We start from the raw sequence: 22,475 nt of genomic DNA on the forward strand, positions 1-22,475 counted from the left end.
CCCGCTTCGGCGGGGTTTTTTTATGCTATTTTTTAGACCCTTGGACATTTGCCGGATGAGGCCGTTTTGAACAGCGAATTACTGTGGGTGCTGAGTTTACTGCTGATTGCCATCGTGCTGTTTACCACCAACAAGCTGCGCATGGATGTGGTGGCGCTGTTGGTGATCATCGCCTTCGTGCTGAGCGGCACGCTCAGCCTGCAGGAGGCGACGGTCGGTTTCAGCGATCCCAACGTGATTTTGATCGCCGCGCTGTTCGTGATCGGCGAAGGGTTGGTGCGCACCGGCGTGGCCTATCAGGTGGGGGACTGGTTGGTGAAAGTGGCCGGCAGCAGCGAAACCAAAATGTTGATGCTGCTGATGGTGACGGTCGCCGGGCTGGGCGCGTTCATGAGCTCGACCGGCGTGGTGGCGATCTTTATCCCGGTGGTGCTCAGCGTGACGGCCAGAATGAAGATCGCGCCGGGGCGGTTGATGATGCCGCTCAGCTTCGCTGGGCTTATCAGCGGCATGATGACGCTGGTGGCCACGCCGCCCAACATGGTGGTCAACAGCGAACTGGTGCGTGAAGGCATCCATGGTTTCGGTTTCTTCAGCGTGACGCCCATTGGTCTGGTGGTGTTGGCGATGGGCGTCGGCTACATGCTGATCGCCCGGCGTTGGCTGGGCAGCGGCGACACGGGCAAAGCCGGCGATGACTGGCAGCGCCGCACCTTCCGCGATTTGATCCGCGACTACAAGCTGACCGGGCGCGCGCGGCGGCTGGCTGTCCGCAGCGCTTCGCCACTGATCGGGCGTTCGCTGGATGAACTGCACCTGCGTGCGCGCTATGGCGCCAACGTGGTGGGCATCGAGCGCTGGAAACGCTTTCGGCGGGTGATGGTCAGCGCCTCCGGCAGCACCGAGCTGTGCGAGGGCGACGTCCTCTTGATCGACATGTCGGACAGCCAGGTCGATCTGCGCGAATTCTGCGGCGAGCAGCGGCTGGAGCCGATGGTGCTGCGCGGTGATTACTTCTCTGAACAGTCGCGCAACGTCGGCATGGCCGAAGTGTCGCTGATCCCGGACTCGGCGCTGCTGGGCAAAAGCCTGCGCGAAGCGGCGTTCCGCAGCCGCTACGATCTGAACGTGGTGGGCATCCGCCGCCACGGCGAGACGCTGGGCGGCAAGCTGGTGGACGAATCGCTGGAGCTGGGCGACATTTTGCTGGTGATCGGCGACTGGAAGGCGATCCGTCAACTACAGGCCAAAACCCACGACTTTATCGTGCTCAACCTGCCGGCTGAAGTGGACGAAGTGGCACCGGCCATCACGCAGGCGCCGCACGCGCTGTTTTGCCTGGCGCTGATGGTGGCGATGATGCTGACCGACGAAATCCCCAACCCGATCGCGGCGCTGATCGCCTGCCTGCTGATGGGCAAGTTCCGTTGTATCGACATGGAGAGCGCCTATAAGTCGATCCATTGGCCGAGCATCATTTTGATCGTCGGCATGATGCCGTTCGCGCAGGCGCTGCAAAAGACCGGCGGCGTGGATCTGATCGTCCGCGGGCTGATGGACGTCGCCGGCGGCGCGGGGCCGCGCGTGATGCTGCTGTGCCTGTTCGTCTTGTGCGCCACCATTGGCCTGTTTATTTCCAATACCGCGACGGCGGTGCTGATGGCGCCGATCGCCATTGCCGCCGCGCGCGAAATGGGCGTCTCGCCATACCCGTTCGCGATGATTATCGCCATCGCCGCGTCCGCCGCCTTTATGACACCGGTCTCTTCACCGGTCAACACGCTGGTGCTGGGGCCGGGCAATTACAAGTTCGGCGATTTCGTGCGTCTCGGCGTGCCGTTCACCCTGTTGGTGATGGCGGTCAGCGTGATTGTGGTGCCGTGGCTCTACGGCTTTTAGCGGCGCAGCGAGGCTGCGCCGGGGGGTTACAGCGAGCTGTCGAGGCTGATTTCATCCAATGACAGGCTGAAACTGGGAATGAACACGTCCATGAAGTAGTCCATTTCCGGGCTGCGGCGCTGTTCCAGGGTTTTATCCAGCCGCGCCTTGGCCAGGGTAAATTCGTTGTTGCCGGCAGACAGCTCCTCCAGGCATTTCAGGTAGGCGCATAATGCGTCCGCCTGCTTTACCACCTGCTTTTCATCTTCGCTGTAATAATGCTCATCGAGAATGGTGCGAAAATCGTTGCGCAGCTCCGCCGGGATCATGTCCAGCAGCTTTTGCTGGGCGATCTTTTCGATCTTCTTGTACTCATGGGCGATCTGCGGATTGTAGTATTTGATCGGCGTCGGCATGTCGCCGGTGATCACTTCGCTGGCGTCATGGTACATCGCCAACAGCGCAACGCGGTCGGCGTTGAGGTTGCCGTTGAATTTGCGGTTCTTGATCACCGCCAACGCGTGGGCGACAAAGGCCACCTGCAGACTGTGTTCGGAGACGTTCTCGGTGCGCACGTTGCGCATCAGCGGCCAGCGGTTGATCAGTTTCAGGCGGGACAGATGGGCGAAGAAATGGCTCTGACTCATGGTGCTCTCTTTAACGGCAAGTGAGGGCCCCATTGTGAAGCAGTGTCGGCGAATTTTGCAACCGGGCTGTGAGGGAAGGGCGCAGCGAGGCGCTGCGCCCCTGATGATTATTGGTGATAGCCTTCCAGGAAGCGGCCCAGCTTGCCGACCGCCATTTCCAGTTCGTCTACGCGCGGCAGGGTGACGATGCGCACGTGATCGGGGTAAGGCCAGTTGAACGCGGAGCCCTGCACCAGCAGCACTTTTTCCTGCAGCAACAGATCCAGCACCAGCTTCTGGTCGTCATGGATGTTGAAGCGTTTGGCATCGATGCGCGGGAACATGTACAACGCGCCCTGCGGCTTCACGCAAGAGACGCCCGGGATGTCGTTGAGCAATTCCCAGGTGCGGTTGCGCTGTTCGTACAGGCGGCCGCCGGGCTGAATGAATTCGCTGATGCTCTGATAACCGCCCAGCGCGGTCTGAATCGCGTGCTGCATTGGCACGTTGGCGCACAGGCGCATCGAAGCCAGCATCTCCAGCCCTTCGATATAGCCTTTGGCGTGCTTTTTCGGCCCGTTCAGCACCATCCAGCCCTGGCGGAAACCCGCCACGCGGTAGGTCTTCGACAGGCCGTTGAAGGTCACGGTCAGCAGATCCGGCGCCAGCGCGGCGATCGAGTGGTGCTCTGCTTCGTCGTACAGGATCTTGTCGTAGATCTCGTCGGCGAAGATGATCAGGTTGTGTTGACGGGCGATCTCGACGATCTGCTCAAGCAGCGCTTTGCTGTAGACCGCACCGGTCGGGTTGTTCGGGTTGATGATCACGATGCCGCGGGTGCGCGGGGTGATCTTGCTGATGATGTCGTCCAGATCCGGGAACCAGCCGGCCTGCTCATCGCACAGGTAATGTACGGCCTTGCCGCCGGACAGCGACACTGCGGCGGTCCACAGCGGATAGTCCGGCGCCGGCACCAGCATTTCGTCGCCGCTGTTGAGCAGCGCCTGCATGGACTGAACGATCAGCTCGGAGACGCCGTTGCCAATGTAGATATCCTCAACGGTCACGTCACGCATGTTGCGCGCCTGATAGTGCTGCATGATCGCTTTACGCGCCGAGAAGAGGCCTTTGGAATCGGAGTAGCCTTGCGCCGTGGGCAGATTGCGGATCACGTCGACCAGGATTTCGTCCGGGGCGTCGAAGCCGAACGGGGCAGGGTTGCCGATGTTCAGTTTCAGGACTTTATTGCCTTCTTCTTCAAGACGTTTAGCTTCTTTAAGCACCGGGCCGCGAATGTCATAGCAGACGTTGTCCAGTTTGCTGGATTTCTCAATGGGGGACATAAAAAGTTGAGCCTTTTGCTGGGATAGGGGCGCTCCTACCGTGGGACGCCGCAACCCGCCCAATGTACTCCTGGCGTAGTTGCTTTTGAAGGGTTTTGCACGCCTTTGGTGCAAATGCATGTCGTAACGGGGGATTTTAGTTATGATAAGCAAAGGTAAAGTTATTTTGTGGTTCATAATTTCATGAACTATAATTTTACTAGGGTTTTGTTCTGTGAAATCGAGCGTCGTTCAACGCGACGCGCTGGCGTCAGCGCTTGGGTGTGGAGAACTGATAAGCCGTAAGGGAGAATGGTTTTCAGTAACTGTAAAGGAACGATAATACCGGAGTTGTCTGATAGCGGGTTGTCAGATGACACACCACACTAAGAAAAATGGCATATTTACATAAGCTTTACTTTATATTTTATCTTAAGCATTGTTTATGTGGTTATGAGAATATTATTTAAAGTAAAAATCTTACTGATTGAATTTATTAAATTCATTGCGTGGTGACACGAAGTCGGTGCCGTTAATTATTTATATTTCTTGCTCGTAAATGCAGTCTGAACGCCAGTTGATAAGGGTTATCAGTAGCACGAATGGAGTGGAAATTAGGCAGTATGAATGAGTAAAATCTCAGGCCCGGTGGGGGTTTTCCCCGTATGCCGGCATTTAGTCCCCCGCGTTCTATAAGCAGCATCGATAGATCGCATTTCAAAAAGCGATAGAGGTAACGAATCATAAGTAATTTTTTTGCCCTCCACTTATGAGTGGGGTACTGTCATAACAGGCTCCGTCCTTTTTCAACGGCGTCTGAGAAACACACCAGGGTAGTAGTTCGTAAATTAGAATTTAAAAAAGTGAAGAATACACTATGACAACTGCAAATCGTCCGATACTTAATCTCGACCTCGATCTGCTAAGAACCTTTGTTGCGGTTGCTGATTTGAATACTTTCGCAGCGGCGGCTGTCGCCGTTTGCCGTACTCAATCAGCCGTCAGCCAACAAATGCAGCGATTAGAGCAACTGGTCGGCAAAGAACTGTTTGCCCGCCATGGGCGCAACAAACTTCTGACTGAGCATGGTATTCAGCTTCTCGGTTATGCCAGAAAAATCCTGCGCTTTAACGATGAAGCCTGTACCTCTCTGATGTACAACAATATTAAAGGTGTTCTGACCATCGGCGCTTCCGACGACACCGCCGATACCATTCTGCCTTTCCTGCTGAACCGCGTAACCGCCATCTATCCGAAGCTGGCTATTGACGTGCGCGTGAAGCGCAGCACGACGATGGTCGATCTGCTGGAGGAGGGCGAGATCGATCTGGCGGTGACCACGGCCGATCCCGAAGGGCATCCGCACATCGTGCTGCGCACGTCGCCGACGTTGTGGTACTGCGCCGCCGATTACCATTACCAGGCCGGCGAGCCGATCCCGCTGGTGGTGATGGACGAGCCAAGCCCGTTCCGTTCGCTGGCGATCAAGCAGTTGGACGAAGCCGGCATCCCGTGGCGCATCGCCTACGTCGCTTCCACGCTGTCCGCGGTGCGGGCGGCTTGCAAGGCCGGCCTGGGCGTGACCGCGCGGCCGATCGAGATGATGAGCCCTGACCTGCGGGTGCTGGGCGCGGCGGAAGGTTTGCCGCCGTTGCCGGATACCCAGTATGCGCTGTGCAAAAACGCGCAGTGCAGCAACGAGCTGGCGATGGCCATCTTTAGCGCGATGCAGGGCGGCAATGACGGCTATGGCTTCAACGGCGCGGAAGGCGGTCTCCAGAGCGATCAGGATGACGCCAGCCTGGTGGACGAAGAAGAATAACGCTGCGGCGCGATATCTGATGAAAACCTCTGCTTCGGCGGAGGTTTTTTTTGTCCTTTTTTTACCTAAAATTGTATTTATATGTGTTTGGTTTGTTTTTTTAATTGAGTTGGATGTTTTGTTAACTTTTAAGCGTTACTGAAAAGAGAGTTTGGCCGGGTTTAATACGCTAAGTTCGTTTTTTGAGCAATAAGATTGAATGGGTTAAAGGCATGGTAATAGCAGGGTTATTTTGTTAGCTTATAGCGGCCGTTTTTGCGGCTCAATTTGAGGAAAATTGTTAAAGGGCCACACTTTTTTTGAGGATTTATGCTGAAAACGTGTCCTGGATCAAAAAAATACCCCTAGGTAGTGAGTGGAAGAACAGGGAATTCCTGAGACAATGGTATAGTAAAACTGAAATGTGCATGTTGGTTTATATCTATCTGTTTCTACACAAAAATTAACTGACACGATTTAGCCTGTCCCTGGCGCATCAAATGTTAATCAAATGATACGTATGTAAACTAGTGTGTAGATACTTTTGTCAAAGTTGACAAAAGGTTATAGAAAGGAGTAAAAAGCCCACAGAAAAACGCTGCCTAACTCGCTGTAAAAGCAGTTTGTTTGTGTGGTTATTTATCCTTCCCTTAAATCGATGTGGCGCACTAACTGCCGGTGACAAGAGCAGTGCGATCGACGCCACTTTTGATGAGTAAGCATAGAGTATGTCAACAACCACTGAAGTTATCGCTCATCACTGGGCGCTCGCCGTATTTCTCGTTGTGGCTATCGGGCTCTGCGGCTTAATGCTGCTGGGCGCGTTCTTCTTGGGCGGGAGAGCCCGGGCGCGCGCCAAACACACCCCGTTTGAATCAGGCATCGACTCGGTCGGCACGGCGCGCATGCGTTTGTCCGCCAAGTTCTACCTGGTGGCCATGTTCTTCGTTATTTTCGACGTTGAAGCCTTATACCTGTATGCCTGGTCGGTCTCGATTCGCGAGAGCGGCTGGGTAGGCTTTATCGAAGCCGCCATTTTCATTTTGGTGCTATTGGCCGGTCTGGTTTATCTGGTGCGCATCGGCGCGTTGGATTGGACTCCGGCGCGTTCCCAACGCCGCAGCAAACCGAGCACGATCACTAACACCAACAGTCATCCGCAGTAACAGCGAGGCATTAAGATGGACTATACGCTCACCCGCATAGACCCGAACGGTGAGAACGACCGTTATCCCCTGCAAAAACAGGAGATCGTCGCCGATCCCCTGGAACAACAGGTCCACCGCACGGTTTACATGGGTAAACTCGAGCATGCGCTGCATGACATGGTGAACTGGGGGCGTAAAAACTCTATTTGGCCGTATAACTTCGGCCTTTCGTGCTGTTACGTGGAGATGGTGACGTCGTTTACCGCCGTTCACGACGTGGCGCGTTTCGGTGCGGAAGTGTTGCGCGCCTCCCCGCGTCAGGCTGACCTGATGGTGGTGGCCGGCACCTGCTTCACCAAGATGGCCCCGGTCATCCAACGTCTGTACGAGCAGATGCTGGAGCCCAAGTGGGTGATCTCGATGGGCGCTTGCGCCAACTCCGGCGGCATGTACGACATCTATTCCGTGGTGCAGGGCGTGGACAAGTTCCTGCCGGTCGACGTGTACATTCCCGGCTGCCCACCGCGTCCGGAAGCCTACATGCAAGCGCTGATGCTGCTGCAGGAATCCATCGGCAAAGAACGTCGCCCACTGTCGTGGGTTGTCGGCGATCAGGGCGTTTACCGCGCCAATATGCAGTCTGAAAGAGAGCGTAAACACGGCGAGCGCATCGCGGTGACCAACCTCCGGACGCCTGACGAGATTTAAGACGTTCATTTAACGTCCATCTTAGTGCGCTATTGGTTAACACAGCGAAAAGTGAAACTTGCGGCGAATAACCCTTTAGTGTGGTGAAAAAAAATTATGACAGATTTGACGACGCACGACGCCTTGCCTGCCTGGCAGACCCGAGATCACCTTGACGACCCGGTGATCGGCGAACTGCGCAACCGTTTTGGGCCGGAAGCCTTTACTGTTCAGGCCACCCGCACCGGCATGCCCGTGGTATGGGTTAAACCTGACCAGTTACTGGAAGTAATGACGTTCCTGAGAAAACAGCCGAAGCCGTATGTCATGCTGTTCGATCTGCATGGCGTGGACGAACGTCTTCGCACCCACCGCGACGGCCTGCCCGCTGCGGATTTCTCCGTTTTCTACCATCTGATTTCCATCGAGCGCAACCGCGACATCATGCTGAAGGTGGCGCTGTCTGAAAAAGACCTGCACGTGCCGACGGCCACCAAGGTGTTCCCAAACGCCAACTGGTATGAGCGCGAGACCTGGGAAATGTTCGGCATCACCTTCGACGGCCACCCGCACCTGTCGCGCATCATGATGCCGCAGACCTGGGAAGGGCACCCGCTGCGCAAGGACTACCCGGCGCGCGCCACCGAATTCGATCCTTTCGTGTTGACCAAGCAGAAAGAAGATCTGGAGATGGAAGCGCTGACCTTCAAACCGGAAGACTGGGGCATGAAGCGCGGCACCGAGAACGAAGACTTCATGTTCCTCAACCTCGGCCCGAACCACCCGTCTGCGCACGGTGCGTTCCGCATCATTCTGCAGCTGGACGGCGAAGAGATCGTCGACTGCGTGCCGGATATCGGTTATCACCACCGCGGCGCCGAGAAGATGGGCGAGCGTCAATCCTGGCACAGCTACATTCCGTACACCGACCGCATCGAATACCTCGGCGGCTGCGTGAACGAAATGCCTTACGTGCTGGCGGTTGAAAAGCTGGCCGGCATCAAGGTGCCGGAGCGCGTTGACACCATTCGCGTGATGCTGTCCGAACTGTTCCGCATCAACAGCCACCTGCTGTACATCTCCACCTTCATTCAGGACGTCGGCGCGATGACCCCGGTGTTCTTCGCCTTTACCGACCGCCAGAAGATCTACGATCTGGTGGAAGCGATCACCGGCTTCCGTATGCACCCGGCCTGGTTCCGTATCGGCGGCGTCGCGCACGATCTGCCGCGCGGCTGGGATCGCCTGCTGCGTGAATTCCTCGAATGGATGCCGAAGCGTCTGGATTCCTACGTGAAAGCGGCGCTGAAGAACAGCATTCTGAAAGGCCGTTCCATCGGCGTCGCGTCTTATAACGCCAAAGAAGCGCTGGAATGGGGCGTGACCGGTGCCGGTCTGCGCGCCACCGGCGTCGAGTTCGACGTGCGTAAATGGCGCCCGTACTCCGGCTACGAGAACTTCGACTTCGAAGTGCCGGTCGGCGACGGCAACAGCGACTGCTACACCCGCGTGATGCTGAAGGTGGAAGAGCTGCGCCAGAGCCTGCGCATCCTCGAACAGTGCCTGAACAATATGCCGGAAGGCCCGTTCAAGGCCGATCACCCGCTGACCACGCCACCGCCGAAAGAGCGCACGCTGCAGCACATTGAAACGCTGATCACCCACTTCCTGCAGGTTTCCTGGGGCCCGGTGATGCCAGCCAACGAATCATTCCAGATGATTGAAGCCACCAAAGGGATCAACAGCTACTACCTGACCAGCGACGGCAGCACCATGAGCTACCGCACCCGGGTACGTACGCCGAGCTTTGCGCACCTGCAGCAGATCCCATCGGTCATCCGAGGCAGCCTGGTTTCCGACCTGATCGTCTATCTGGGTAGTATCGATTTTGTAATGTCAGATGTGGACCGCTAACTATGCATGATCAAAAAGACAATCACGCAGTCAACGATGCGCTCGAGCCCATCAATGCAGCCGCTCCTCAGAGCGGCGTTGATGCATTTGTACTGAGCGCGCAAGAACGTGATGCGATCGAGCACGAAAAGCACCATTACGAGGATCCGCGCGCCGCTTCCATCGAAGCACTGAAAATTGTGCAGAAGCAGCGCGGCTGGGTTCCGGACGGTGCGATTTACGCCATCGCGGAAGTGCTGGGCATCCCCGCCAGCGACGTAGAAGGCGTGGCCACGTTCTACAGCCAGATTTTCCGTCAGCCAGTAGGACGTCACGTGATCCGTTATTGTGACAGCGTTGTTTGTCACATCACCGGTTACCAGGGCATTCAGGCCGCTATCGAGAAGAAGCTGAACATCAAACCGGGTCAAACCACCTTTGATGGCCGCTTCACGCTGCTGCCGACCTGCTGTCTGGGCAACTGCGATAAAGGGCCGACCATGATGATTGATGACGACACGCACAGTCAGCTGAAGCCTGAAGATATCGAGACGCTACTGGAGCAGTATCAATGACCAAGCACATTGTACGCACTCCCGAAACGCATCCGCTGACCTGGCGTCTGCGTGATGACAAGCAGCCGCTGTGGCTGGACGAATACCGCAGCAAAAACGGCTATGCCGGCGCAGAGAAGGCCCTCAAAGGCCTGGCCCCGGACGAGATCGTCGGCCTGGTGAAAGATTCCGGGCTGAAGGGCCGCGGCGGCGCGGGCTTCTCCACCGGTTTGAAGTGGAGCCTGATGCCGAAGGACGAATCCATGAACATCCGTTACCTGCTGTGTAACGCCGATGAGATGGAGCCGGGCACCTATAAAGACCGCCTGCTGATGGAGCAGCTGCCGCACCTGCTGGTGGAAGGCATGCTGATCTCCGCGTTCGCGCTGAAAGCCTACCGCGGGTACATCTTCCTGCGCGGCGAGTACATCGAAGCGGCGGCGCACCTGCGTCGCGCCATCGCGGAAGCCACCGAAGCTGGCTATCTGGGCAAGAACATTCTCGGCACCGGGTTTGATTTCGAGCTGATCGTCCACACCGGCGCCGGCCGTTACATCTGCGGTGAAGAAACCGCGCTGATCAACTCGCTGGAAGGCCGCCGCGCCAACCCGCGTTCCAAGCCGCCATTCCCGGCCAGCGCCGGCGTCTGGGGCAAGCCGACCTGCGTCAACAACGTCGAAACGTTGTGCAACGTGCCGGCCATTTTGGCGAACGGCGTGGAGTGGTACACCGGCATCTCCGGCAGTGAAGACAAAGGCACCAAGCTGATGGGCTTCTCCGGCCGGGTGAAAAATCCGGGCGTCTGGGAGCTGCCGTTCGGCACCACCGCGCGTGAAATCCTGGAAGATTACGCCGGCGGCATGCGCGACGGTCTGCGTTTCAAAGCCTGGCAGCCGGGCGGCGCGGGCACCGACTTCCTGACCGCCGATCACCTCGATCTGCCGATGGAATACGGCGCGATCGGCAAAGCCGGCAGCCGTCTCGGCACCGCGTTGGCGATGGCGGTAGACCACGAGATCGGCATGGTGCCGCTGGTGCGCAACCTGGAAGAGTTCTTTGCCCGCGAGTCCTGCGGCTGGTGTACGCCATGCCGCGACGGCCTGCCGTGGAGCGTGAAGATCCTGCGTGCGTTGGAAAACGGCGAAGGGCAGCCGGGGGATATCGAAACCCTCGAACAGCTGTGCCGTTCCCTCGGCCCGGGCAAAACCTTCTGCGCCCACGCGCCAGGTGCCGTAGAGCCACTGCAAAGCGCGATTAAATATTTCCGTGAAGAGTTCGAGGCGGGTATCGCCGTGCAGCACTTCGGCAACGCGCATGCGATTGGCGGCATTCAGCCGAACAATCTGCTGAAGCAACGCTGGTAAGCCGACTCGCCCGAACACGGCCAGAATTTTTGATTAACGCCTGCCGCAAGGCAGGCCACTTGGAAGCATGCTGACTATGGCTACGATTCATGTAGACGGCAAAGAGTATGAGGTAGACGGAGCGGACAACCTGCTGCAGGCTTGTCTCTCCCTCGGCCTTGATATTCCTTACTTTTGCTGGCATCCGGCGCTGGGAAGCGTCGGCGCTTGCCGCCAATGTGCGGTAAAGCAATACCAAAACGCGGAAGATACGCGCGGCCGTTTGGTGATGTCCTGTATGACCCCGGCATCCGATGGCACCTTCATCTCCATCGATGACGGCGAAGCGAAGCAGTTCCGTGAAAGCGTGGTCGAGTGGTTGATGACCAACCACCCGCACGATTGCCCGGTCTGTGAGGAAGGCGGTAACTGTCACCTGCAGGATATGACGGTAATGACCGGCCACAGCTTCCGTCGCTACCGCTTCACCAAGCGCACCCACAACAACCAGGAGCTGGGGCCGTTTATCTCGCACGAGATGAACCGCTGCATCGCCTGCTATCGCTGCGTGCGTTACTACAAAGACTATGCGGACGGCACCGACTTCGGCGTGTACGGCGCGCACGACAACGTCTACTTCGGTCGCCCGGAAAGCGGCACGCTGGAAAGCGAGTTCTCCGGCAACCTGGTGGAAGTGTGCCCGACCGGCGTCTTCACCGACAAAACGCACTCCGAACGCTACAACCGTAAATGGGACATGCAGTTCGCGCCGAGCATTTGCCAGCAGTGCAGCATCGGCTGTAACACCAGCCCGGGCGAGCGCTATGGCGAGCTGCGCCGTATCGAAAACCGTTACAACGGCAGCGTGAACCACTACTTCCTGTGCGACCGCGGCCGTTTCGGTTACGGCTACGTCAACCAGAAAGATCGTCCGCGTCAACCGCAGCAGCTGCGCGGCGACGACTGGATAACCCTGAACGCCGAGCAGGCGATGCAGGGCGCGGCGGACATCCTGCGTCAGGCGAAGAAAACCATCGGCATCGGCTCCCCGCGCGCCAGCCTGGAAAGCAACTTCGCACTGCGCGAGCTGGTCGGCGCCGAGAACTACTACACCGGTATCGCTCAGGCGGAGCAATCACGCCTGGCGCTGATGCTGAACGTGCTGAAGAACGGCGGCGTTCATACGCCGGCGCTGCGTGAGATCGAAGATTACGACGCGGTGCTGGTGCTGGGCGAAGACCTGACGCAAACCGGCGCGCGCATCGCGCTGTCCGTGCGTCAGGCCGTCAAGGGTAAAGCCCGCGCGATGGCGGCGGCGCAGCGCGTTGCCGACTGGCAGATCGCGGCGGTGCAGAACATCGGCCAGCACGCCAAGTACCCGCTGTTCACCACCAACGTCGACAACACCCGCCTGGACGACATCGCCGCCTGGAACTACCGCGCGCCGGTAGACGAGCAGGCACGCTTCGGCTTCGCCATCGCGCACGCGCTGGATAGCGCAGCGCCGGCGGTGAACGATCTGGCCGATGGCCTGAACAAGAAAGTCGACATCATCGTGCAGGCGCTGACCGGCGCACGCAAACCGCTGATCATTACCGGCAGCAACGCCGGCAGCGAAGCCATCATCGAAGCGGCGGCCAACATCGCCAAAGCGTTGAAGGGCCGCGGTTCCGACGTCGGCATCACCTTCGTGGCGGGCGCCGCCAACAGCATGGGCCTGGCGATGATCGGCGGTGGTTCGCTCGATCAGGCGCTGGAACAGCTGGCGAGCGGCGCAGCCGATACCGCCATCGTGATGGAAAACGATCTCTATCGCCATGCGCCGGCGGCGCAGGTGGACGCAGCGTTGGCCAAGGTCAGCAACCTGATCGTCGCCGATCACCAGCGCACCGCGATCATGGACAAAGCCAACCTGATCCTCTCCTCGGCCAGCTTTGCCGAGAGCGACGGTACGCTGATCAACCAGGAAGGCCGCGCGCAGCGCTTCTTCCAGGTATACGATCCGGCTTACTACGACGACGCCAAGAAGAATCAGTTCACCGTGATGCTGGAAAGCTGGCGCTGGATGCACTCGCTGCACTCCACCTACACCAGCCGCCATGTGGACTGGACTCAGCTCGATGACGTGATCGCCGCTTGCGTCGCCGCGTTGCCGCAGCTGCAGGGCATCGTCGATGCCGCGCCGGACGCGACTTTCCGCATTCGCGGTCAGAAGCTGGCGCGTTCGCCGCACCGTTCCAGCGGCCGTACCGCCATGCGCGCCAACATCAGCGTGCACGAGCCGCGTCAGCCGCAGGATAAAGACACCATGTTCGCCTTCTCGATGGAAGGGAACAACAGCCCGCTGGCCGATCGTCAGCAGATCCCGTTCGCCTGGGCGCCAGGCTGGAACTCACCGCAGGCATGGAACAAGTTCCAGGCCGAAGTGGGCGGCAAACTGCGCCACGGCGATCCGGGCGTGCGCCTGATCGAAGCGGGGGAGGGCAGCCTCGGTTACTTCGACCGCGTGCCAGCCGCCTTCAATCCGAACGACGGCTGGCGTGTCGCGCCTTACTACCACCTGTTCGGCAGCGATGAAATGTCGCAGCGCTCTCACGTGATCCAGCAGCGCATGCCGGAAGCCTACGTGATGGTCAACCCGGCCGACGCGGCGACGCTTGGCGTCAACGCGGGCAGCCTGGTGGAGTTCAGCTGTGCGGGCCAGACCTTGCGTCTGCCGGTGCGTCTGAGTGAAACCCTGACCCAGGGCCAGGTTGGTTTGCCGCTCGGCTTGCCAGGGATCCCGCCGATCTTGGTGGGTGCTAAGGTAGACAATCTGCGGGAGGCGGCACGATGAGCTGGTTTACCCCTGAGGTGATCGACATTCTGATCGCCGTTCTTAAAGCGGTCGTGATCCTGTTGGTGGTCGTGGCGTGCGGGGCGTTCATGAGCTTCGGCGAACGCCGCCTGCTCGGCCTGTTCCAGAACCGTTACGGACCGAACCGCGTAGGCTGGGGCGGCTCGCTGCAGCTGGTCGCCGACATGATCAAAATGTTCTTCAAGGAAGACTGGGTGCCGAGATTCTCCGACCGGGTGATCTTCACCCTGGCGCCGATGATCGCCTTTACTTCCCTGTTGCTGGCATTTGCTATCGTACCGGTCAGCCCGACCTGGGCGGTGTCCGATCTCAACATCGGTATTCTGTTCTTCCTGATGATGGCCGGCCTGGCAGTGTACGCCGTGCTGTTCGCCGGCTGGTCGAGCAACAACAAATACTCGCTGTTGGGCGCGATGCGCGCTTCTGCGCAAACCCTGAGCTACGAAGTGTTCATCGGCCTGTCGCTGATGGGCGTGGTGATGCAGGCGGGTTCGTTCAACATGCAGGCTATCGTTGAATCCCAGGCGCACGTCTGGAACGTCATTCCGCAGTTCTTCGGCTTCGTGACCTTCGCGATCGCCGGCGTGGCGGTGTGTCACCGTCACCCGTTTGACCAGCCGGAAGCCGAGCAGGAACTGGCTGACGGTTACCACATCGAATATTCCGGCATGAAGTTCGGTCTGTTCTTCGTGGGGGAATACATCGGTATCGTCACCGTGTCCGCCCTGATTGTGACGTTGTTCTTCGGCGGCTGGCAGGGTCCGTTCCTGCCGCCATTCATCTGGTTCGCGTTGAAAACGGCCTTCTTCATGATGATGTTCATCCTGATCCGCGCCGCGCTGCCGCGTCCGCGTTATGACCAGGTGATGTCTTTCGGCTGGAAAGTGTGCCTGCCGCTGACGCTGCTGAACCTGCTGGCAACCGCCGCGGTCATTTTGTACAACGCTCAATAAGGGGTGAATAAACCATGACATTGAAAGAGTTAGTGGTTGGTTTCGGCACCCAGGTGCGCAGCATTTGGATGATTGGCATGCATGCCTTCGCCAAGCGTGAAACCCAGATGTACCCGGAAGAACCGGTTTACCTGCCGCCGCGCTACCGCGGCCGCATCGTGCTGACGCGCGATCCGGACGGCGAAGAGCGCTGCGTCGCCTGTAACCTGTGTGCGGTTGCCTGCCCGGTCGGCTGTATCTCGCTGCAAAAAGCGGAACAGAAAGACGGCCGTTGGTATCCGGAGTTCTTCCGCATCAACTTCTCGCGCTGCATTTTCTGTGGCCTGTGCGAAGAGGCTTGCCCGACTACCGCTATCCAGCTGACGCCGGATTTCGAATTGGGTGAGTACAAGCGTCAGGATCTGGTGTACGAAAAAGAAGATCTGTTGATCTCGGGGCCGGGTAAATATCCGGAATATAACTTCTACCGGATGGCCGGTATGGCGATTGACGGCAAAGCCAAAGGCGAAGCCGAAAACGAAGCCAAACCGATCGACGTCAAAGGTCTGTTGCCCTAAGGAGCCAGCAAGCATGGAAATTGCATTTTATCTGGCAGGTTTGATTGCGGTGGCCGCGACGATTCGCGTGATCACCCATACCAACCCTGTGCATGCGCTGCTGTATCTGATCGTCTCGTTATTGGCGATCTCGGCAGTCTTCTTCTCTCTCGGCGCCTACTTTGCCGCCGCGTTGGAAATCATCGTTTATGCGGGCGCCATCATGGTGCTGTTCGTGTTCGTGGTGATGATGCTGAACCTCGGCAACGTGCAGCAGCAAGAGCGCGACTGGATGAAGCCGACGGTGTGGATCGGGCCTGGCCTGCTGTCGCTGGCGCTGCTGGTGGTATTGATCGTCGCGATCCGCAGCGTATCCGATCAGGGTATCAGCGGTGAGATGGTCGACGCGAAGGCGGTGGGCATCAGCCTGTTCGGGCCTTACGTACTGGCGGTTGAGCTGGCTTCAATGCTGCTGTTGGCGGGTCTGGTTGTCGCCTTCCATATCGGCCGCGAGCATAAGCCTGGCGAGGTGCTGAGCAACGCGCCGGCGAGTGGCGAAATGGCGAGAAGAAAATCGGAGGAGCAAGCATGATCCCTCTTCAACATGGCCTGATCCTGGCGGCTATCCTGTTTGTGCTCGGGCTGACCGGGCTGCTGGTGCGCCGCAACCTGCTGTTTATGCTGATCAGCCTGGAAGTGATGATCAACGCTGCGGCGTTGGCGTTTATCGTGGCGGGAAGCTACTGGGGCCAGGCGGACGGACAGGTGATGTACATCCTGGCGATCAGCCTGGCGGCAGCCGAGGCCAGTATCGGCCTGGCGCTGCTGCTGCAGCTCTACCGTCGTCGTCATACCCTGAATATTGATACTGTCAGTGAGATGCGCGGATGAACCTATTATATTTAACAATTCTGCTACCGCTGATCGGGTTCCTGCTGTTGGCATTTTCCCGCGGTCGTTGGTCTGAAAACACGGCGGCCACCGTCGGCGTGGGTTCTATCGGCCTGGCTGCGCTGGTCACGGTGTATGTGGCGATGGATTTCTTCGCCCAGAAAGCCGCTGGCGTGCAGCTGTTCGAGCAAAGCCTGTGGACCTGGATGGCCGTCGGCAACTTCAATATCGGCGTGACCCTGGTGCTGGACGGCCTGTCGCTGACCATGCTGTCGGTGGTCACCGGCGTCGGCTTCTTCATCCACATGTTCGCTTCCTGGTACATGCGCGGTGAAGAGGGCTATTCGCGCTTCTTCGCTTACACCAACCTGTTTATCGCCAGCATGGTGGTATTGGTGCTGGCGGACAACCTGCTGCTGATGTACCTGGGTTGGGAAGGCGTGGGCCTGTGCAGCTACCTGTTGATCGGTTTCTACTACAAAGATCCGGCCAACGGGGCGGCGGCGATGAAAGCCTTTATCGTGACCCGCGTGGGCGACGTGTTCCTGGCGTTCGCGCTGTTCATCCTCTACAACGAGCTGGGCACGCTGAACATCCGCGAGCTGATGATCCTGGCGCCGCAGAAACTGGCGGTGGGCGACACGGCCATCACCTGGGCGACCCTGATGCTGCTGGGCGGCGCGGTCGGTAAATCGGCGCAGCTGCCGTTGCAAACCTGGTTGGCGGACGCGATGGCGGGCCCAACCCCGGTTTCCGCACTGATCCACGCGGCGACCATGGTGACCGCGGGCGTCTATCTGATCGCCCGCACGCACGGCCTGTTCCTGATGGCGCCGGAAGTGCTGCACCTGGTGGGCATCGTCGGTGCGGTCACTCTGCTGCTGGCCGGCTTCGCCGCGCTGGTGCAGACCGACATCAAGCGCGTGCTCGCTTACTCCACCATGAGCCAGATCGGTTACATGTTCCTGGCGCTGGGCGTGCAGGCATGGGACGCGGCGATCTTCCACCTGATGACCCACGCGTTCTTCAAGGCGCTGCTGTTCCTGTCATCCGGTTCGGTGATCCTGGCTTGCCACCACGAGCAAAACATCTTCAAGATGGGCGGTCTGCGCAAGAGCATCCCGCTGGTGTACGTCTGCTTCCTGGTGGGTGGCGCGGCGCTGTCTGCGTTGCCGCTGGTCACGGCCGGCTTCTTCAGTAAGGACGAGATCCTGGCGGGCGCGATGGCCAACGGCCACATCAACCTGATGGTTGCCGGCCTGGTCGGTGCGTTCATGACCTCGCTGTACACCTTCCGTATGATTTTCATCGTGTTCCATGGCGAAGAGAAAATCAAAGCGCATGCCGGTAAAGGCATCACTCACCACTTGCCACTGCTGGTTCTGCTGGTGCTGTCCACCTTCGTCGGCGCGATGATCGTGCCGCCGTTGCAGGGCGTGCTGCCGGAGACCACCGAGCTGGCGCACGGCAGCGTGCTGCGGCTTGAAATCACCTCCGGCGTGGTGGCTATCGTCGGCATTCTGCTGGCGGCCGCGCTGTGGCTGGGCAAACGCAGCCTGGTCAACAGCATCGCCAACAGCGCGCCGGGTCGTTTCTTCTCGACCTGGTGGTTCCATGCCTGGGGCTTCGACTGGCTGTATGACAAAGTGTTCGTCAAGCCGTACCTGGGCATTGCGAAGCTGCTGCAACGCGATCCGCTGAACTCGCTGATGAATCTGCCGGCCGTCTTCTCCCGCTGGGGGAACCGCGGTCTGACGGTGAGCGAGAACGGTCAGGTGCGTTGGTATATAGCGTCTATGGGTGTGGGTGCAGTGGTCGTATTGGCTCTGTTGATTTTGGTTTAATTGAATAATTTAAACAGACGCATTTTTCGGGCGTAGCGCCGGGCAGGCGCTACGTACAAAGTTTGAAATTATTCGTATAAGGGACACAAAACGCCATGCTATTACCTTGGCTAATTCTTATCCCCTTTATCGGCGGTCTGCTGTGCTGGCAGCTTGAGCGCTTCGGTACTAAGGTGCCGCGCTGGATAGCGCTGATCGCAATGGGGCTGACGTTGGCGCTCTCTCTGCAGCTGTGGATGCAGGGCGGCTATACATTGACCACGCCGAAAGGCATTCCGCAGTGGCAGAGCGAATTCCTGCTACCGTGGATCCCGCGCTTCGGCATCTCCATCCACCTGGCGCTGGACGGTCTGTCGCTGCTGATGGTGGTGTTGACCGGTCTGCTGGGCGTGCTGGCGATCCTCTGTTCCTGGCGTGAAATCCAGAAGTATCAGGGCTTCTTCCACCTCAACCTGCTGTGGATCCTGGGCGGCGTTATCGGCGTGTTCCTCGCCATCGACATGTTCCTGTTCTTCTTCTTCTGGGAAATGATGTTGGTGCCGATGTACTTCCTGATCGCGCTGTGGGGTCACAAGGCGTCGGACGGTAAAACCCGCATCACCGCGGCGACCAAGTTCTTCATCTACACCCAGGCCAGCGGTCTGGTGATGCTGATTGCGATCCTGGGCCTGGTGTTCGTGCACTATAACGCCACCGGCGTGTGGACCTTCGATTACGAAGACCTGCTGCAAACGCCGATGTCCCACAACGTGCAATATATGCTGATGCTGGGCTTCTTCATCGCCTTCGCGGTGAAAATGCCGGTGGTGCCGCTGCACGGCTGGTTGCCGGATGCGCACAGCCAGGCGCCAACCGCAGGTTCCGTCGACCTGGCGGGCATCTTGCTGAAAACCGCGGCCTACGGCCTGCTGCGTTTCAGCCTGCCGCTGTTCCCTGAGGCTTCGCACGAGTTCGCGCCAATCGCCATGTGGCTGGGCGTGATCGGCATCTTCTACGGCGCCTGGATGGCGTTCGCGCAGACCGACATTAAGCGCCTTATCGCTTACACCTCGGTATCGCACATGGGCTTCGTGCTGATCGCCATCTACACCGGCAGCCAGCTGGCTTACCAGGGCGCGGTTATCCAGATGATCGCGCACGGCCTGTCCGCCGCCGGCATGTTTATCATCTGCGGCCAGCTGTATGAACGTCTGCATACGCGCGACATGCGTCAGATGGGCGGCCTGTGGGGGCGCATCAAGTTCATCCCGGCGCTGTCGCTGTTCTTCGCCGTGGCTACGCTGGGGATGCCGGGTACCGGTAACTTCGTCGGCGAATTCATGATTCTGTTCGGCAGCTACCAGGTGGTGCCGGTGATCACCGTGATCTCCACCTTCGGTCTGGTGTTCGCTTCGGTTTACTCGCTGATCATGATGCAGCGTGCTTACTACGGTGCGCCTAAATCCGACCAGCCGCTGCAGGGCATGACCGCGCGCGAACTGTTCATCATTCTGCTGCTGGTGGTGTTGCTGGTTCTGCTGGGGGTTTACCCGCAGCCGATTCTGGATACTTCCAACGCGGCGATGAGCAACGTGCAACACTGGTTTGGTTCGTCAGTTTCAGCAATTTCAACAACAAGGCCGTAATTCGCCATGACAATAACTCCTCAACAACTGATCGCACTGCTGCCGCTGTTGATCGTCGGATTGACGGTGGTGGTTGTGATGCTAGGCATTGCGTGGCGACGCGACCACTTTATCAACGCCACCCTGACCGTGATCGGTCTCAACCTGGCGCTGCTTTCGCTGTACTTTGTCGGCCAGGCAGGCCCAATGGACGTCACCCCGCTGCTGCGGGTTGACGGCTACTCGATGTTCTACACCGGGCTGGTGCTGCTGGCGAGTCTGGCGACCTGCACCTTCGCGTATCCGTGGCTGGTCGGCTATCCGGATAACCGCGAAGAGTTCTACCTGCTGGTGCTGATCGCCGCCATGGGCGGCATCCTGCTGGCGAGCGCCAACCATCTGGCTTCGCTGTTCATCGGTATCGAGCTGATCTCGCTGCCGCTGTTCGGCCTGGTGGGCTACGCCTACCGCCAGAAGCGCCCGCTGGAAGCCGCCATCAAGTACATGCTGCTGTCCGCCGCCGCGTCGTCGTTCCTGCTGTTCGGCATGGCGCTGCTGTACGCCGAATCCGGCGATCTGTCGCTGGCCGGCCTCGGCAAGAGCCTGCAGGAAAACATGATGCACCAGCCGCTGATCCTGGCCGGCATGGGCATGATGATCGTCGGTCTGGGCTTCAAGCTGTCGCTGGTGCCGTTCCAACTGTGGACGCCGGACGTTTATCAGGGCGCGCCTGCGCCGGTCTCGACCTTCCTGGCGACCGCCAGCAAGATCGCGATCTTTGCGGTCGTGATGCGTCTGTTCCTGTATGCCCCGGCCGCCGACAACGAAGCGCTGCGCATGGTGTTGTCGATCATCGCGTTCTGCTCCATCTTGTTCGGTAACCTGATGGCCATCAGCCAGACCAACATCAAGCGTCTGCTGGGCTACTCGTCGATCGCTCATCTGGGCTACCTGCTGGTGGCGCTGATTGCGGTGCAAACCCATCAGCTGTCGCTGGAAACCGCCGGCGTTTATCTGGCCGGTTACCTGTTCAGCAGCCTGGGCGCCTTCGGCGTGGTCAGCCTGATGTCCAGCCCATACCGCGGCCCGGATGCGGATTCGCTGTTCTCTTACCGTGGTCTGTTCTGGCACAAGCCAATCTTGTCCGCGGTAATGACGGTGATGATGCTGTCGCTGGCCGGTATCCCGATGACGCTGGGCTTTATCGGTAAGTTCTTCGTGATCGCGATGGGCGTCAGCGCGCACCTGTGGTGGCTGACCGGCGCAGTCGTGGTAGGCAGCGCCATCGGCCTGTATTACTACCTGCGCGTGACCGTCAGTCTGTTCCTCAGCGCGCCGGAATCGCTGCAGCGCGACACCCCGAACAACTGGGCGTTGACCGCCGGTGGCGTCGTGGTGCTGATCTCAGCCGCGCTGGTGCTGCTGTTGGGGGTTTATCCTCAGCCGCTGATTTCGCTGGTGCAGATGGCTCAGCCGACGTTCTGATAACGCTTCAGACGGTAAAAAGGTCGCTTCGGCGGCCTTTTTTTATGGAGAAACGGCACTCAGTCGTAATGGGCGCTAAACGACGTTTCCAGCGCCTGCACCACCGCGCGCACGCGAGCGGCGCGTTGCAAATCGGGGTGCAGCACCAGCCAGATATCCACCCAGTCTTTGCTCTCGGGAAAGAGGCGCACCAGTTCCGGGTCGTGGTCGGCCAGGCACGACAAGAGCAGCCCGATGCCCAGCCCGCTGCGGGTGGCCGAACGTAACAACAGCTGCGAATTGCATTGCAGCACGGCGTTGGGCTCGAACAGGGTCTCGCCGCCGAAATTGCTCCAGTGGCGCGGCACCAGTTCGCGCGGGAACATCAGCAGATCGTGGCCGCGCAGCTGCTCGCCTTTGACCGGCATGCCGCGTTGCGCCAGATAGTGCGGGCTGGCGTACAGGCCCATTTCGATAGTGGCTAAGCGTTTGATGATCAGCTCATCGTCATCGGGGCGCGCGCCGCGGATCGCCAGATCCGCGCTGTGGTAAGCGATATCGGTGATGTTCAGCGCCGTCAACAGCGTGACGGTGATGGCCGGATAGCGTTGCCGCAGATCTTGCAGCGCCGGTATCACGAAGGCTTCGGCCAGGGTATCGGTGGTGGCGATGCGCACGTTGCCGCACAGACTTTCGTCGCCGCCGGCGGCTTTGCGAGCGATCGCCTGCACGGCATTTTCCATCTTCATCATGTCCGCCAGCATGGATTCGCCCAGCGGGCTGAGGGAGAAGGATTTTGGCGTGCGGATAAACAATTTCGAACCCAGCGAGTTTTCCAGGGCGGTGAGACGTCGGCCGACGGTCGCTTGATCAACCTGCAGCTGGTTGGCGGCTTTACGTAACGTGCCGCAGCGTGCGACGGCCAGAAAGAAGCGCGCGTCATCCCAATTCATCATGCCATTTCCTCTCTGCAGATTTGTCGGCGCCAGGGGAGCAGTGCGGGCCGGGCGAACGATACCGGTATCTATCATAAAGCGTTGTTCCGTCTGGAGGGAGAGAAAGACGGTCAACGGC

18 protein-coding genes are annotated in these 22,475 nt (G+C 59.0%); 15 read left to right on the forward strand and 3 right to left on the reverse strand.

All coding sequences use genetic code 11. The features are described from left to right. The first annotated feature begins 48 nt into the window (after window positions 1-48). Window positions 49-1,899: an SLC13 family permease gene (locus ACJ8M3_RS00930; protein ID WP_442514596.1), complete on the forward strand. Its 1,851-nt coding sequence runs from the start codon at window positions 49-51 to the stop codon at window positions 1,897-1,899. Window positions 1,900-1,925: 26 nt separating this feature from the next. Here ACJ8M3_RS00930 and yfbR read toward each other — a convergent pair whose 3' ends face one another. Further along, window positions 1,926-2,525, reverse strand: a complete 600-nt coding sequence (gene yfbR, locus ACJ8M3_RS00935; RefSeq protein ID WP_025303666.1) for a 5'-deoxynucleotidase — start codon at window positions 2,523-2,525, stop codon at window positions 1,926-1,928. 107 nt (window positions 2,526-2,632) lie between these two features. Continuing rightward, window positions 2,633-3,847 (reverse strand): pyridoxal phosphate-dependent aminotransferase, encoded by a 1,215-nt coding sequence (locus ACJ8M3_RS00940; RefSeq protein ID WP_019453720.1) that lies wholly within the window; start codon window positions 3,845-3,847, stop codon window positions 2,633-2,635. An 856-nt stretch (window positions 3,848-4,703) separates the two neighbouring features. On the opposite strand from ACJ8M3_RS00940, the gene lrhA reads away from it, so the two are divergent. From lrhA to nuoN, 14 genes are all read left to right on the forward strand, one after another. After that, a complete protein-coding gene (gene lrhA / locus ACJ8M3_RS00945; RefSeq protein WP_033643860.1) occupies window positions 4,704-5,648 on the forward strand; it encodes a transcriptional regulator LrhA in 945 nt (314 codons plus the stop codon). A 707-nt stretch (window positions 5,649-6,355) separates the two neighbouring features. Then, entirely contained in the window at window positions 6,356-6,793 is a 438-nt protein-coding gene (gene nuoA, locus ACJ8M3_RS00950; protein ID WP_004936040.1) for an NADH-quinone oxidoreductase subunit NuoA, read from the forward strand. Window positions 6,794-6,808: 15 nt separating this feature from the next. Beyond that, window positions 6,809-7,483: a NuoB/complex I 20 kDa subunit family protein gene (locus ACJ8M3_RS00955; protein WP_004936039.1), complete on the forward strand. Its 675-nt coding sequence runs from the start codon at window positions 6,809-6,811 to the stop codon at window positions 7,481-7,483. 96 nt (window positions 7,484-7,579) lie between these two features. Next, window positions 7,580-9,376, forward strand: coding sequence for an NADH-quinone oxidoreductase subunit C/D (nuoC, locus tag ACJ8M3_RS00960; protein ID WP_033651942.1), 1,797 nt, complete (start codon window positions 7,580-7,582; stop codon window positions 9,374-9,376). A 2-nt stretch (window positions 9,377-9,378) separates the two neighbouring features. Then, complete coding sequence (gene nuoE, locus ACJ8M3_RS00965) at window positions 9,379-9,930, forward strand: NADH-quinone oxidoreductase subunit NuoE (RefSeq protein ID WP_069100276.1); 552 nt, start codon at window positions 9,379-9,381, stop codon at window positions 9,928-9,930. Then, window positions 9,927-11,273, forward strand: a complete 1,347-nt coding sequence (gene nuoF / locus ACJ8M3_RS00970) for an NADH-quinone oxidoreductase subunit NuoF (RefSeq protein ID WP_015378579.1) — start codon at window positions 9,927-9,929, stop codon at window positions 11,271-11,273. The genes nuoE and nuoF overlap by 4 nt, the downstream gene beginning before the upstream one ends. A gap of 76 nt (window positions 11,274-11,349) precedes the next feature. Continuing rightward, a complete protein-coding gene (gene nuoG / locus ACJ8M3_RS00975) occupies window positions 11,350-14,088 on the forward strand; it encodes an NADH-quinone oxidoreductase subunit NuoG (RefSeq protein WP_080376483.1) in 2,739 nt (912 codons plus the stop codon). After that, complete coding sequence (gene nuoH / locus ACJ8M3_RS00980; protein ID WP_033643858.1) at window positions 14,085-15,062, forward strand: NADH-quinone oxidoreductase subunit NuoH; 978 nt, start codon at window positions 14,085-14,087, stop codon at window positions 15,060-15,062. The genes nuoG and nuoH overlap by 4 nt, the downstream gene beginning before the upstream one ends. A gap of 14 nt (window positions 15,063-15,076) precedes the next feature. Beyond that, complete coding sequence (gene nuoI / locus ACJ8M3_RS00985) at window positions 15,077-15,619, forward strand: NADH-quinone oxidoreductase subunit NuoI (RefSeq protein ID WP_025160170.1); 543 nt, start codon at window positions 15,077-15,079, stop codon at window positions 15,617-15,619. 13 nt (window positions 15,620-15,632) lie between these two features. Continuing rightward, window positions 15,633-16,190: an NADH-quinone oxidoreductase subunit J gene (gene nuoJ / locus ACJ8M3_RS00990; protein WP_019453717.1), complete on the forward strand. Its 558-nt coding sequence runs from the start codon at window positions 15,633-15,635 to the stop codon at window positions 16,188-16,190. Beyond that, window positions 16,187-16,489 carry an NADH-quinone oxidoreductase subunit NuoK gene (gene nuoK / locus ACJ8M3_RS00995; RefSeq protein ID WP_004936014.1) on the forward strand — a complete coding sequence of 101 codons (303 nt, stop codon included), beginning with the start codon at window positions 16,187-16,189 and terminating at the stop codon, window positions 16,487-16,489. Before nuoJ ends, nuoK begins: the two co-directional genes overlap by 4 nt. After that, complete coding sequence (gene nuoL / locus ACJ8M3_RS01000; protein WP_004936005.1) at window positions 16,486-18,333, forward strand: NADH-quinone oxidoreductase subunit L; 1,848 nt, start codon at window positions 16,486-16,488, stop codon at window positions 18,331-18,333. Before nuoK ends, nuoL begins: the two co-directional genes overlap by 4 nt. A 95-nt stretch (window positions 18,334-18,428) precedes the next feature. Further along, window positions 18,429-19,958, forward strand: a complete 1,530-nt coding sequence (gene nuoM, locus ACJ8M3_RS01005; RefSeq protein WP_033643857.1) for an NADH-quinone oxidoreductase subunit M — start codon at window positions 18,429-18,431, stop codon at window positions 19,956-19,958. Window positions 19,959-19,964: 6 nt separating this feature from the next. Beyond that, the gene (gene nuoN / locus ACJ8M3_RS01010) at window positions 19,965-21,422 is read left to right on the forward strand and encodes an NADH-quinone oxidoreductase subunit NuoN (protein WP_033635324.1); all 1,458 of its coding nucleotides are present in this window, start codon (window positions 19,965-19,967) and stop codon (window positions 21,420-21,422) included. A gap of 59 nt (window positions 21,423-21,481) precedes the next feature. On the opposite strand, the gene ACJ8M3_RS01015 is transcribed toward nuoN, so the two are convergent. Continuing rightward, a complete protein-coding gene (locus ACJ8M3_RS01015; protein WP_047574272.1) occupies window positions 21,482-22,357 on the reverse strand; it encodes a LysR family transcriptional regulator in 876 nt (291 codons plus the stop codon). Window positions 22,358-22,475: the final 118 nt, after the last annotated feature.

The sequence above is a fragment of the Serratia sp. CY55921 genome, assembly GCF_052167655.1.
GTDB classification, from domain to species: domain Bacteria; phylum Pseudomonadota; class Gammaproteobacteria; order Enterobacterales; family Enterobacteriaceae; genus Serratia; species Serratia ureilytica.